10 protein-coding genes are annotated in these 13592 nt (G+C 35.9%); 1 reads left to right on the forward strand and 9 read right to left on the reverse strand.

All coding sequences use genetic code 11. From position 1 onward, the window contains the following. Positions 1-49: 49 nt before the first annotated feature. The gene (locus GR162_RS02630; protein ID WP_160780877.1) at positions 50-1294 is read left to right on the forward strand and encodes a glycosyltransferase; all 1245 of its coding nucleotides are present in this window, start codon (positions 50-52) and stop codon (positions 1292-1294) included. Here GR162_RS02630 and GR162_RS22215 read toward each other — a convergent pair. From GR162_RS22215 to porU, 9 genes are all read right to left on the reverse strand, one after another. Further along, the gene (locus GR162_RS22215) at positions 1291-1764 is read right to left on the reverse strand and encodes a helix-turn-helix domain-containing protein (RefSeq protein WP_237421274.1); all 474 of its coding nucleotides are present in this window, start codon (positions 1762-1764) and stop codon (positions 1291-1293) included. The genes GR162_RS02630 and GR162_RS22215 overlap by 4 nt on opposite strands. After that, positions 1765-2169 carry a hypothetical protein gene (locus GR162_RS22220; protein WP_237421275.1) on the reverse strand — a complete coding sequence of 135 codons (405 nt, stop codon included), beginning with the start codon at positions 2167-2169 and terminating at the stop codon, positions 1765-1767. 96 nt (positions 2170-2265) lie between these two features. Continuing rightward, positions 2266-2796 (reverse strand): carboxymuconolactone decarboxylase family protein, encoded by a 531-nt coding sequence (locus tag GR162_RS02640; RefSeq protein WP_160780878.1) that lies wholly within the window; start codon positions 2794-2796, stop codon positions 2266-2268. A 233-nt stretch (positions 2797-3029) separates the two neighbouring features. Continuing rightward, positions 3030-4877 (reverse strand): hydrolase/aminopeptidase, encoded by a 1848-nt coding sequence (locus tag GR162_RS02645; protein WP_160780879.1) that lies wholly within the window; start codon positions 4875-4877, stop codon positions 3030-3032. A gap of 91 nt (positions 4878-4968) precedes the next feature. Beyond that, positions 4969-6609, reverse strand: coding sequence for a pyruvate dehydrogenase complex dihydrolipoamide acetyltransferase (locus GR162_RS02650; protein WP_160780880.1), 1641 nt, complete (start codon positions 6607-6609; stop codon positions 4969-4971). Positions 6610-6613: 4 nt separating this feature from the next. Then, the gene (gene pdhA, locus GR162_RS02655; protein ID WP_160780881.1) at positions 6614-7612 is read right to left on the reverse strand and encodes a pyruvate dehydrogenase (acetyl-transferring) E1 component subunit alpha; all 999 of its coding nucleotides are present in this window, start codon (positions 7610-7612) and stop codon (positions 6614-6616) included. 160 nt (positions 7613-7772) lie between these two features. After that, a complete protein-coding gene (gene cdd / locus GR162_RS02660; protein WP_008466668.1) occupies positions 7773-8255 on the reverse strand; it encodes a cytidine deaminase in 483 nt (160 codons plus the stop codon). Between the two features lie 81 nt (positions 8256-8336). Next, positions 8337-9542: a type IX secretion system outer membrane channel protein PorV gene (porV, locus tag GR162_RS02665; protein WP_160780882.1), complete on the reverse strand. Its 1206-nt coding sequence runs from the start codon at positions 9540-9542 to the stop codon at positions 8337-8339. A 40-nt stretch (positions 9543-9582) separates the two neighbouring features. Further along, positions 9583-13419 (reverse strand): type IX secretion system sortase PorU, encoded by a 3837-nt coding sequence (gene porU, locus GR162_RS02670; RefSeq protein WP_160780883.1) that lies wholly within the window; start codon positions 13417-13419, stop codon positions 9583-9585. Positions 13420-13592: the final 173 nt, after the last annotated feature.

The raw sequence follows: 13592 nt of genomic DNA on the forward strand, positions 1-13592 counted from the left end.
GTGCAAATCCGCGGAAAAAAGCATTATTTTGTAATGTGAAACAAAGTTTATGAATCAAATAAAAAAACTTTTAATTGTTGGGTTTGTCTGGCCCGAGCCAAAGTCTTCTGCAGCAGGCGGAAGAATGATGCAATTGATTTCTATTTTTAAGGAAAATGGATTTGAAATCACATTTGCAAGCGCGGCTCAGGACAGCGATTTTATGGTTGATTTGTCTGAATTTGGAGTAATAAAAAAAAGCATTGAACTTAATTCTTCAAGTTTTGATGATTTTGTAGCCGAATTAAATCCAGATGTTGTCTTATTTGACCGATTTATGGTCGAAGAACAGTTTGGTTGGCGAGTTGTTGAAAAATGCCCAAATGCAATTCGAATTTTAGATACGGAAGATTTGCATTGTCTGCGAACCGCAAGGCAAAAAGCTTTTAAAGAAAATCGAGCTTTTGAGCTTCAGGATTTACTGTCTGAAGAAGTAGCAAAACGAGAAATTGCCAGTATTTTACGTTGCGATTTATCTTTGATTATATCAGAATTTGAAATGAATATTCTGAAAGAGGTTTTTAAAATCAATGAAGACTTGCTCTTTTATCTTCCTTTTTTGGTTGATGAAATGAACGAAGAAGATTTGCTACAATTGCCTTCTTTTGAAAACCGAAATGATTTTGTTTTTATTGGAAATTTTCTTCACGAGCCGAATTGGAATACTGTTCAACATCTAAAAGAAGCCATTTGGCCTTCTATAAAAAAAGATTTTCCAGAAGCAGTTTTGAAGGTTTATGGAGCTTATCCTTCGCAAAAAGTATTGCAGTTGCATCAGCCTAAAAATGGTTTTTACATTATGGGAAGGGCAGAAGATGCCAATGAAATAGTACAAAATGCAAAAGTGGTTTTAGCGCCAATACGTTTTGGAGCAGGTCTGAAAGGAAAATTATTAGAAGCTATGCAATGCGGAACGCCAAGCGCAACAACATCTGTTGGTTCTGAAGCTATGCACGGCGGTCTGCCTTGGAATGGTTTTATTGAAGATGATGCAGTAGAATTTGCTAAAAAAGCTATTGCGCTGTATCAAAATGAAAATCTTTGGAAGCAGTCTCAAAAAAACGGAATCGAAATAATCAATAAGTGTTATCAGAAAAGCAATTATTCAAATGAATTAATCTCACTGGTAAACTCACTTTTGATAGATTCAAAAAGCCATCGTCTTCATAATTTTATGGGAAATCTGTTGCAGCATCATGCGTTCAAAAGCACAATGTACATGTCAAAGTGGATTGAAGCGAAGAACAAAAATTAAGCTTCCATTTTACCAAATCCTACAGTTTCACGATAAATTTGAGGGGAAACATCAGCATTCGTTTTAAAGAAACGGCTGAAATAATGTTCGTCGTCATAACCTAGTTCGTAAGCGATTTCTTTTACCGTTTTATTAGTCAAGTACAATTCTCTTTTAGCTTCAATAATGATTCTTTCCGAGATTAAATCAGTCAAAGTTTTATTGAAATAATTTTTAGATATTTTGGCTAATGCTTTTGAAGAAATATTCAATAATTCAGCATAATTTCCAGCCGAATGTTTGGTTTTAAAATTCAATTCAATTGCATCTTTCAAGCTTTGAAGAATGAGAGGTTCTTTCGAATCTGGAACCGATTTCATTTCTTCTAATTGTTCTGTTTTTAATCTAGAAGCAGTGATTAAAAATATTTTCAAATAAGAAATCAATAGTTCATATTGTGCTAATTCTGCATTCTGAATTTCAGCTTTCATTTACTCAATCACCATTTTAAAAGTTTGTTCCGCTTGTTCTGTCACTTGAACATAAGGTGGCTGATAGATATTATTGAACAAAACGCCGTTGCAGGAAACCTCTTTTTGATGCATGTGAATGCAATAAAAATCAGGATGAAAATGAATTGCAATTCCTTCGATCGGTTCATTCACACAAAGCATAAAAGGTTGATACGGAGAAAAGGCGAGAAGTGAGTTTTCTTCAAAATGATGTTCAGCAAAATCGGCTTTTACTTTGCCTTTTCCTTTAGTGACCCAAATTAAAGAGTAATAATTGTTTCGCTGTAAATGGTCGAAATGGCTGTTATCATCGAAAGGAAGAATCTTGAAAGCCAAATTACCGTTCTGCGGATTGATTAAAGTAAAAACATTTTGAGAACTCATGAGTTTTTGTTTTTGAAAGTATAAAGATAGCCATGAAATAAATTCACAGCTATCTTTATAAATTGTTTTTTGTTATAGTGATTGTGCGAATCTTGATTAAACTGTTGGAAAATCAATTTCAGTATTTGCTACATTATTAAAGTAGTTTGTCAATACATTCAAAGCAACATGACCAATAGTTTCTGCAATTTCAGCATCAGAAACTCCAGCGTTTTTAGCTTTATTTACATCTTCATCGTTTACTAAACCGCCTTTACTGATTAATGTTTTACCCAATTGTAAAATCGCTTCTGTTTTTGCGTCATCAGAATTTCCAGATCTTGCTGCTTTTAAAACTGCTGGATCTGCTTTTACTAATTTTTCTCCAATAAAAGTGTGTGCTGCTAAACAGTAATCGCAAGAGTTGCTTTCTGAAACTGCTAAAGCGATTAATTCTCCTGTTTTTGCGCTTAATTTTCCGTGGCTCAAAGCGCCACTTAAGTTTAGATATCCTTCCAAAACCGCTGGAGAATTTCCCATTGTTCTCATCATGTTTGGTACAACGCCTAATTTTGCCTGAACTGCGTTGAATAAATCTTTAGTTTTTCCTGTTACTTCTTCTGGGTTTAATGCTGTTAATCGTGCCATTTTATTTAATTTTTTAAAGTTGCTATTTGTTGTTGTCTCTTGACATTACAAAGTTGCGACGATTACAGAATTTAGAACATGGAGAATGTACGCTATGTGATGGATAATTTTCCCTGCAGACTTTTTAAAGCAAAAAAAATCCCCGATTTACATTGTGTAATCGGGGATTTTTTTAAGTCTCAGTCTCAGTTTTCAGATTGCAGACTGTTTTTACTGTGACTGAAAACAAAATACTATTTCAAAACGCCTTCAACAGCCTGAATTGTTGTAGCGTGATAACCAGATTTTGCTTTATCAAAAACTTTTTTAGCCCAAACTTTTCCTTCTGGAGTTTTGACCATTTCTTTATAAAGCATCATTACAGAACCTGTTCTGCTGCTTCCAATTAAGAATTGTTCAATTGCAGGATCAGCAGCTTTATATTGATGACGAATTGCCTGAACAAACCATTGACGTTTAATGATAAAATTACCGCCTTTAGTAAAATTGAATTCTTTATCAATTGCTTCCATTTCTTTTGCTGTAATATCAGCAGGAAGATGATCTATAAAATGCTGTTTTTCGGCAGTTGTGGTGATTTTTTTGCTTAAACCTGCAACGCCAGTTTCTCTCCAGCTTTTTTGAATGGCGTCAATTGCATCAAATTCTGCTGAACTTACAGGAACGATGTTTGATGCAATTCCTGGTTTGTAAATCCAGTTGTCTAATTGGATTTTGTCTGCTAGAGCTTTATCGCCTTTAATTAAATTTTCGTTTAAATATTTTACAAAATCTTCTGTTGTGATAGATTGGAAAGCATGAGAATCAAAATAATTTTTGATAAACGGATCAAATTTATCGCGACCCACGGCATTTTCAATAACTCTTAAAAAAGAATATCCTTTTACATAAGGAATCATGCTAATTCCGTCGTCAGGATTTCTTCCTGTTAAACTAACTTTTAATCTTGTATCTGGATTTGTGTCTCCGTATTCAGCAACATTATCAGTCAATTCTTTGTTGGTGATAACGTTTTGCATATCAAATTCCTTTTTACCGAAAATTGCTTCTCCAATTCTGTGTTCAACATAAGTTGTGAAACCTTCGTTTAGCCAAATATCATCCCAAGTAGCGTTTGTAACTAAGTTTCCGCTCCAGCTGTGGCCTAATTCGTGTGCTAGCAAACTCGTAAGCGAACGATCTCCAGCCAATACTCCTGGAGTTAAGAAAGTCAAGTTCGGATTCTCCATTCCGCCATAAGGGAAACTTGGGGGTAAAACCAAAACATCATAACGTCCCCATCTGTATGGTCCGTATAATTTTTCTGCTGCATTTACCATTTTTCCAAGTTCAGCAAATTCATAAGCTGCGCTTTTTAAAACAGATGGTTCTGCATAAACTCCAGTTCTGTTATCAATCGCTTGAAATTCGATATCTCCAACTGCAATTGCCATCAAATAAGACGGAATGGCTTTGTCTTGTTTGAAAGTGTAAACTCCAGTATCATTTTTTTTCTGCGGATTTACTGCGCTCATAACCGCCAATAAATCTTTAGGAACCGTAACTTTTGCATTATAAGTAAAACGAATTCCTGGAGAATCCTGACATGGAATCCAAGTGCGTGACCAAACACTTTCACCTTGAGAGAAAACAAAAGGTTTCTTTTTGTCTGCAGTTTGTTCTGGTTTAAGCCATTGTAGTGCAACACCATCTTTAGTCGTGTTGTAGTAAATGTTTACTTTAGTTGTGTTTGGCTCAATAGTGATATGAAGCGGTTTTCCGTGAAATTCGGTGGCTGCACCAAGCTCGAATTTAGTTTCTTTTTCTTCGTCGCCTAAAGTTACTTTAGTAATGTTTAAAGTGTTTTCGTCGAAAATAATTTCGTTTCCTTTACTGATGTTGTCAATTGTCCAAGATGCTTTTCCTGAAATAGTTTGTGTGTCAAAATCAACTTTGATATCAAGATCAAGATGTTTTACAACAGCAAGTTCTGGTTTAGAATAACTGTGTTCGTCTGTAACAGTGACAGTTTTTTCTGTTTGCTCTTTTTTCTGGCAAGCAATTGCTGTCAGAAATAAAGCGACAAGAATTAGTTTCTTCATTTTGTGAGGTTTTGAATTTGAGGATGAAAATTAAACAAAAAATCCCGTTTTGAATAAACAAAACGGGATTTAATTATAAAAGTAACAACGATTACGCCAACATTGTAACTGGGCTTTCGATGTATTGTTTTAATGTTTGTAAGAACTGAGCTCCAGTTGCACCGTCAATTGTTCTGTGGTCACAAGCTAATGATAACATCATTGTGTTTCCAACTACGATTTGACCGTTTTTAACTACTGGTTTCTCAACAATTGCACCTACAGAAAGGATTGCAGAGTTTGGCTGGTTGATGATTGAATTGAATTCAGTGATACCAAACATACCAAGGTTAGATACTGTAAAAGTACTTCCTTCCATTTCTTGTGGTCCTAATTTTTTGTTTTTAGCTCTTCCAGCAAGATCTCTTACTGAACCACCGATTTGAGATAAACTCATAGCGTCAGTAAATTTCAATACAGGAACTACTAATCCGTCTTCAACAGCTACAGCAACACCAATGTTTACGTGGTGGTTGATGATGATAGCATCTTCTTTCCAAGTAGAGTTGATTTTTGGGTGTTTTTTCAATGCTAAAGCACAAGCTTTGATTACCATATCGTTGAAAGATACTTTTGTATCAGGAACGCTGTTGATAGCAGCTCTAGCTTGCATAGCTTCGTCCATACTTACTTCGATCACTAAGTTGTAGTGAGGCGCAGTGAATAAAGATTCAGAAAGACGTTTTGCAATGATTTTACGCATTTGAGAATTTTTGATCTCTTCTGTGTAAACTTCACCAGCAGGAACGAATACTTTTGGTGCAGCAGGAGCAGATGCTTCTTGTTTAGCAGCAGGTGCTGAAGCAGCAGTTTGTGCCTGAGCAGATGGAGTAAAGTTTTCGATATCGCTTTTTACGATTCTTCCGTTTTCTCCAGATCCTTTAACTTGGCTTAATTGAATTCCTTTGTCAGAAGCAATTTTTTTAGCTAATGGAGAAGCTAAAATTCTTCCTCCGTTTGAAGTTTCAGCAACAGCTTCTGTAGCTTGCGTAGCAGCAGGAGCAGTTTTTGTTTCTTCAGCAGCAGGAGCACTTGCAGTTGCAGCGCCACCAGCAGTAAAGTTATCAGCAACTCCAGAAATGTCAGTTCCTGCAGGTCCGATGATAGCTAATAAGCTGTCAACAGGAGCAGTGCTTCCTTCTTGAATTCCGATGTATAATAATGTTCCAGCATTGAAAGACTCAAACTCCATAGTCGCTTTGTCAGTTTCAATTTCTGCTAAAATATCTCCTTCAGCTACAGTGTCGCCTACTTTTTTCAACCAAGTTGCTACTGTACCTTCAGTCATTGTATCACTTAAACGTGGCATAGTTACTACTATAACACCTTTTGGTAATTCAGCTGCCTTTGCAGGAGCAGCAGTTTCAGTTTTTGCTTCAGCAGCAGGAGCATCCGCTTTTGGAGCTTCAGCAGCAGGAGCATCGCCACCAGCTAAAAGAGCAGAAATATCTTCTCCTTCTTTACCAATGATTGCTAATAATGAATCAACAGGAGCAGTTTCTCCAGCTTGAATTCCGATATGTAAAAGAGTTCCTTCGTTAAAAGATTCGAACTCCATTGTTGCTTTGTCTGTTTCAATTTCAGCTAAGATATCACCTTCGCTTACTTTGTCGCCTACTTTTTTAAGCCAAGTTGCTACCGTTCCTTCAGTCATAGTATCGCTCAAACGAGGCATTGTTACTTTAATCGCCATGATATTATAATTTATGAGGTGTAAATGGATAGTCTTCTTGTGCGTATACTACATCGTATAATTGTTTTAAATCTGGGTATGGAGATTCTTCAGCAAATTTCGCACACTCTTCAACTAAGTCTTTAACTCTTTGGTCAATTACTTCAATTTCTTCTTCTGTAGCATATTTTTGATCCATAATTACATCAAGAACTTGAGTAATCGGGTCGATTTTTTTGTACTCTTCAACCTCTTCTTTAGAACGGTATAATTGTGCATCAGACATAGAGTGTCCTCTGTAACGGTACGTTTTCATTTCAAGGAAAGTTGGTCCATCTCCGCGACGTGCTCTTTCGATAGCTTCGTGCATTGCTTCAGCAACTTTTACTGGGTTCATTCCGTCAACAGGTCCGCAAGGCATTTCGTAACCTAAACCTAATTTCCAGATGTCAGTGTGGTTTGCAGTTCTTTCTACAGAAGTTCCCATTGCATAACCGTTGTTTTCAACGATAAACACAACCGGAAGTTTCCATAACATTGCCATGTTGAAAGCTTCGTGAAGAGAACCTTGTCTAGCAGCTCCGTCACCAAAATAAGTTAGGGTAACACCGCCAGTGTTAAAATATTTGTCTGCGAAAGCAATACCTGCCCCAACTGGGATTTGAGCACCTACGATTCCGTGCCCGCCATAAAAACCATGTTCTTTAGAGAAAATGTGCATAGAACCTCCCATACCTTTAGAAGTTCCTGTTGCTTTTCCTAAAAGTTCTGCCATTACGTTTCTAGGATCAACTCCCATACCGATTGGCTGAACGTGGTTTCTGTATGCAGTAATCATTTTGTCTTTAGTCAAGTCCATAGCGTGTAAAGCACCCGCTAATACAGCTTCCTGACCATTATATAAGTGTAGAAAACCTCTAACTTTTTGTTGAATGTATAATGCTGCAAGTTTGTCTTCAAACTTTCTCCAAAGCAGCATGTCTTCATACCACTTTAAATATACCTCTTTTGTAACTTCTTTCATCTGAATTCTTTCTTTTGCTAAAGTTGTTTGTGTTATCGATTATTGTTGCCTGTAACGCAAAATAGTTTCCTCCCACAAATTTGCGCCCGAAAGCTCGGGATGCAAAAATAAGACATTACATTTAAGAACTAAAATTTAAACGCTACTTTTTGGCTTTTTTTTATAAGAACTTTTTATCGAACATCAACGGAAGTAGATTTTTTAATGAAGATGATTTGTAAACTTCACCAATTTCTCCCATAAAATAGATTTCTATCGGAGTGTCTTGTTTTATCTCATATTCTGCTATTGATTGTCGGCAAGATCCGCAAGGCGGAATAGGGGCAGTAGTCTGATTGGTATCTGAAGCTGCTGTAATTGCCATTTTTAGAATTTTTGCTTCGGGATAAGTGCTTCCCGCATAAAAAATAGCAGTTCGCTCTGCGCAAAGTCCAGACGGATATGCTGCATTTTCTTGATTGGAACCTAAAATAACTTTTCCGTTATCTAGAAGTAAAGCAGCGCCAACTTTAAACTTTGAATAAGGGGCATAAGCTTTTTTTCTGATTTCTACAGCTTGATTCATTAAATCCTGAATTTCGGCTGGAAGTTCATTTAAATTATCAAATATTGTAAATGAAGAGGTTATATTGATTTCTTTCATCTGTTAATAAGGGAAAAAAAATCCAAATTCCTAAAATGCCGGAATTTGGATTGAATTATTTTTTGTTGTAATTTTTTTTCTTTAGTAATTGTCGTATTTGTCTCCAAAGTTAAACGTTAAAGAGAAACGAAGCGTGTTTTCTAAAGGATTTTTTATTTTAGACGCAGAGAATAGGTACGAAACATCAATTTTCATGATGTTGTATTTAAATCCTGCTCCTAAAGAGAAGAATTGCTTAGCCCCTTTTTCTGGACTTTCGTGGTAATATCCTAAACGGAAAGCAAAAGCGTCCTGATACATGTATTCTCCAGCAATGCTATAAGTTACCTCTTTCATTTCTTCTTTAAATCCGCCTGGAGCATCACCAAAAGATTTAAACATTCCTTCAAACCAGCCAATATCGTTATAATTTCTATAACCAATATCTGTTGCTTCTTGTTGCGAAATATCTTCAGGATCGTCATAGTCTCCGTCGCCATTTACGTCAACTGGCGTTCCGATTCCCGGAGGTGTTGGAACTAAAAGTTTAGTAAGTTCGGCACTTAAAGTAAGTTTGTTGTAATCGTCAAAAATAAAATCAAATCCTCCTCCCAATCTTAAATTGGCAGGTAAGAAGTTTGAGCTTACATTGTCGTTGTCGTAACTGATTTTTGGCCCCATATTCTGAAGGTTAACACCAGCTCTCCATCTTCCGTTGAAATCTCGATAAGCAATTTCTTCCGATTGATAAAAAGCAGCCACGTCAACAGCAAAAGAGCTTGCAGATGTGGCATCAACTTCTTCTGAAGCAACTTTTAAATTTGAATTAATAAAACGTGCAGCAACTGCCATAGAGAATTTGTCGCTTAGTTTAAGCGAATATGATCCGTCTAAAGCAAATTCATTTGGATTTACTTCTCTTACAGCTTCATTTGGATCTCCAGTATATCTTAGTTCGATTCCTCCAAAACCAAAATAGCGAAAACTTCCTGCAAAGGCGCTTCGTTCGTTGATTTTGTTGTAATACGTAACCTGACCCAATGAAATATCATTGGCAAGATCTGTTAAATAAGGAGTGTAACTGATAGAAAGACCTTGTGCATCTTCAGAAAATGCATACTTAGCAGGGTTCCATTGTTGTGAGAAAACGTCTGCAGAAGTGGCAACACCTTGGTCAGCCAAACCTGCTGCTCTAGCATCAGCAGCGACTAATAAAAATGGCACTCCAGTGACGATAGGTCTTGATTCCTGAGCGTTTGAAGTGTAAATGCTAAAAATACAAATTAATAAAAGTGATAGTTTTTTCATTTATTGGATTAGTGTTTTGGTGATGCAAATATATATAATATTATAGGATGACAAGCTTTTCGTATTTTTCTGCTTTTTTATTTGTTAAATTAGACTTTACAGTCAGTTTGTAAATATACACTCCTTTTCCGATTCTATCGCCAAAATCATCTCTTCCGTCCCATGTTATTTCTCTTGATAAAAATCCTTCTGTCGTAACGGTTTGATTTTTTGTCCAAACTACTTTTCCTGTAATGGTCATTACCTGAACCTGCACGTCTAGTGGCTCATAAGGTCTATTATGAGAAAACCAAAATTGTGTATAAGTTGAAAATGGATTTGGGTAATTAAGAACGTGTGATAATGTCAAGGAATCATCTCCTACAACTGTAAATTGAATTTCATTCGTAACGGGATTATTGTAAACATCCCAAGCAGTAAAACTTATGGTATGCAGTCCAGGCGCTAAATTTCGGAATGGGAAACGTAGATTTCCGTTGGTATAATCATCTAATTTTGTTTGATAGTAATCGTTCAAAATATAAGGATTACTCACGTCTCCATCTAAAATAGCGACAATATCATGGCCGATTCCGCTTGCTGTATTAATTCCGTTCTCGTCTTCTAGAAATGCCAAAAGAAATGGCGATTCATTTGTAATTCCTCCCGACACAAAAGTTTCATCGTTCATATATAACTTCACTTTTGGACTTATATTGTCCTGAGGCGCATTTTCGTTAATTCCTCCAATTTTAATGGTGTTATTGTAACCAGTTTGGTTTTCTAATGATTCGTTTTTTTTCGAATAAAAACTGATTCTGCCGTTGTCAACTGGAATTCTAATGTCTCTAGGAACCACAAAGCTAAACTCAAATTGTCCGTTGGTAACAGATGCATTTCCTCTAAAAATGGTTTCTCCAAGTGTTTTAAATTGCATTGGAGGACTAAAACCATCATTGTTTAAAGTAGTATTTGTAATTAATTTGTCAAATATAGCCGTGGCTAACTCTCCATTGTAATTGCTTAAAAGAGTGTTGTTTTCATCTGTGATTTCTCCCGAAATTTTAATTTTTGATAATGATTTTAAATCAGGAATAGTTTGCGAAATCACAATATCGTTTACTTTCGTTAAATTAATTCGTGGTTTTGGAATAGCAAGCATTAAAGCAGGATCGCCTATATAGAAGACAACATTGCTCGAAGAGCTCGGATTTTCATTTTTGGATATTCTTAAAGATTCGGCGATAGTGTTATATTGATTTGAGCCATAAGAAAGAAGACTTTTGCTAATTGTTTTGTTGAATTCTTCAGCATTTGTCTGTCCGATTTCTCTAACAGTGGTCAGCATTGAAATTGCGCCTCCTTTTGGATTCCAATACACGTATTCTCCAGCTGTTGGTCTTGTTGGGTCGTCAAAACGGGAAAATTCACATGTAATGGTAATGAATAGCGGATATTTGTACTGATTTGCAAGGTTTTGCCCGTCAGATTTCTCCCAAATTCTTTCGCTGGCCAGTCCATCTTCGCCACCATGCCCTAAATAATTAAATATTAGAGCGCCTTTTTCAAAAGCATTAAAAAAATCCGTTCTCGCTTTTGGATATCGCGATCCGCCTGCAGAAGCTTCTTGTGTATAGGCGTCCAGAAAAATTTTATCAATATTAAAAAAAGGTTTTTCAGTCGCAATTTGATCTGCAAGAGCATTTTGGTTTGCTTGTAAAGTCTGATCGCCAGGTCTATCAGAGTCATCACTAATTAAAACGATATTGTTTCTCCAATTTCCATAAGATTTTGTGTCATGATAATCTATGACTTTGTTTACCATTTCCTGAGCTTGTGCATTGTCTGAAACCAGCATTCTTCCTAAGGCAATGTCAATCCCAGCAAGAGACGGAATAATAACTCCTTCGTTAGAGTCCATTAATCCGTAGAAATCATCAGACGGAAATGAAGCTTCGCCTACAGTATTGCTTATTAGAGATTGATATATAGGTACAATATTGGTATTGTTCGAAATTCTGTCTTTATAATCATATGAAGCATCTCCAAATAAATTTAAGTAACGCACTCTTTTGTCTGATGAAGAAGCATTGTCGTAAATATATTTAACACAGTTTCTAATGGCTGCAATATCTTGTTTGCCAGAAGAAAATTCTTGATAGATGTTTTCCAAAGAAATAACTTTTACGTTTAAACCAGAGTTTGTTCTATGAAAATTGGCTAATCGCTCGGCTTGAGACGCTAAAGATTTTGGTGTCACTATAACGTAATCAATATCTTGAAAAACATTTTGGCTGTTCCTGAAAAGTGTTCCTTTTAAATTCTGGTTGGCAATTTTTGATTGATTTTCTTTTAATGGGGCATAATAATCAGAAGGATCTATGGCGACGTATTTTCTAACCTCTCCTAAATTAGCTTTAAAACTAAAAGAAGACTGATTTGCAGTTTCAACTTTAGATATATTATATAGGTCTGTAACGTCCCAGATTTGTGCTATTCCTGATGCGTTTCCAATAGTATAATTGACAATTCCACCTGTAGAGCCTGCGGCATTGTATTGAAAATGAAATTGTTTGCCTGTGCCTAAAAGTTTTCGTTTTGCGGTGAGGTTAATGTAATCCAAATAGCCTTTTGATCCTGGAACACCATTATTATTATAGGTAAGTTTTATTTTTATATTGTCTGTTCCAGTAAATTCTGCATTTGAGGGAAGTTTGCCTGTTGTGTATTTGGTGTCAGAGTTGGCTATTAACGGCGGAAAGCTTATCGAACCTGCATTTTGTCCGTTGGCTGTTATGGCAAAAGAAGTGGTGGTTAATGATGCAGCTGCTGCGCTTACCTCCATTTTTACAGGTACAGAAGTGTCGAGGTTTGGAAAGCTGAAGGAGAATTCCTGTTCTTGGTTAATATCAAATGATTCTCCGAGCCACTGGCGTCCAAGATGCACAATATTGGTTTGATCAATTTCGTGGTATTGATAGTCATCAAACGTGTTTAACTCTAAAGTGCTGTTTCCTGTCGGCTGATTTAGATTTTGAATGCGTTTTCCATCTCCTCCAGAAGCGGTAATATAATAGTAGGATTTGCTATCATATAAATTTAAGTTGGTCTGGCTTTCAGAATTCCAATTGTCAGTTCCTTCGGCATAAAAAAGAATATAATCTTCATTGTTAAAAACACCATCGTTTTCGCCAGCTATCTGTATGGCATTTTCTGTTAAGTCATTGGGATAATAAGTGCTGTTGGCAAGAGGAAGCATTCTTCCGCCATTTCCATAAATTTTTATTCTTCGTGGGTCAACTTTAGAAGCGTCAAATCCTAAACTTTGTAAAAAAGACCTGTCGATTCTATAAACACCTGATTTCTGAATATAAAACCGATACCAGTCGCCAGAGGCCAAAACAGAATTTACAATTGCTGCCGATTTTTGAAATGAAGAAGTCGATGCAGTTCGTGCGTTTGAATTGCTAATAAAGTAAGAAAAGGATTTTATACGTTTGTAGCTGTTTCCTTCCTTAATTATAGGAGATAAAGAGAGAAAAGAATATTTTATATCCCTTGCGTTTGTAATTATTATAGATTCATTTGGCTTTGCAGGGATATTTTCAAGTGTTAAATCTCCCAAATCAGCTCGAGAAATTGATTCGTAGACTACGTTGCTAATTTGTGCTGAACTGCCGTTTGAAACGCCAGACTGATTTAAGTTTTGAAGCAATGTTATGCTTTTTTTTGTAATGTCGAAGCGGAAACTGCTTCCTGAGAAGTGCGGAATTATAAATTTGTTTTCGCCATAATTTACCTCTTTTTTATTTTGCCAATCGATTGTAATCGTCCCATTTAGCTGTGAAAATGAGAGAATTGGGATTAAAAAAATGTAAATTAGAAATGCTTGCTTCATCTGTTAAAAAGGCGAAATTTAATTAAAAAATAATTAGTAAGTAAAAATATAGTATTTCATGTTATAGTAATAATAAAAAGTATATTTTTGCGTTCGTAACTAAAGGTTATTTTCTGGTAAAAAACAGCTAAATAAAATTATTAGAACAGATGTTGCTAATTAAATGTTAATTA

It is taken from the genome of Flavobacterium sp. HBTb2-11-1, from assembly GCF_009826975.1.
GTDB lineage: Bacteria > Bacteroidota > Bacteroidia > Flavobacteriales > Flavobacteriaceae > Flavobacterium.

What these genes read in the sequence shown, in the direction of transcription:
- GR162_RS02630 (WP_160780877.1), top strand. Translation starts at nt 50, where the DNA reads ATGAATCAAATAAAAAAACTTTTAATTGTTGGGTTTGTCTGGCCCGAG.
- GR162_RS22215 (WP_237421274.1), bottom strand. Translation starts at nt 1,764, where the DNA reads ATGAAAGCTGAAATTCAGAATGCAGAATTAGCACAATATGAACTATTG.
- GR162_RS22220 (WP_237421275.1), bottom strand. Translation starts at nt 2,169, where the DNA reads ATGAGTTCTCAAAATGTTTTTACTTTAATCAATCCGCAGAACGGTAAT.
- GR162_RS02640 (WP_160780878.1), bottom strand. Translation starts at nt 2,796, where the DNA reads ATGGCACGATTAACAGCATTAAACCCAGAAGAAGTAACAGGAAAAACT.
- GR162_RS02645 (WP_160780879.1), bottom strand. Translation starts at nt 4,877, where the DNA reads ATGAAGAAACTAATTCTTGTCGCTTTATTTCTGACAGCAATTGCTTGC.
- GR162_RS02650 (WP_160780880.1), bottom strand. Translation starts at nt 6,609, where the DNA reads ATGGCGATTAAAGTAACAATGCCTCGTTTGAGCGATACTATGACTGAA.
- pdhA (WP_160780881.1), bottom strand. Translation starts at nt 7,612, where the DNA reads ATGAAAGAAGTTACAAAAGAGGTATATTTAAAGTGGTATGAAGACATG.
- cdd (WP_008466668.1), bottom strand. Translation starts at nt 8,255, where the DNA reads ATGAAAGAAATCAATATAACCTCTTCATTTACAATATTTGATAATTTA.
- porV (WP_160780882.1), bottom strand. Translation starts at nt 9,542, where the DNA reads ATGAAAAAACTATCACTTTTATTAATTTGTATTTTTAGCATTTACACT.
- porU (WP_160780883.1), bottom strand. Translation starts at nt 13,419, where the DNA reads ATGAAGCAAGCATTTCTAATTTACATTTTTTTAATCCCAATTCTCTCA.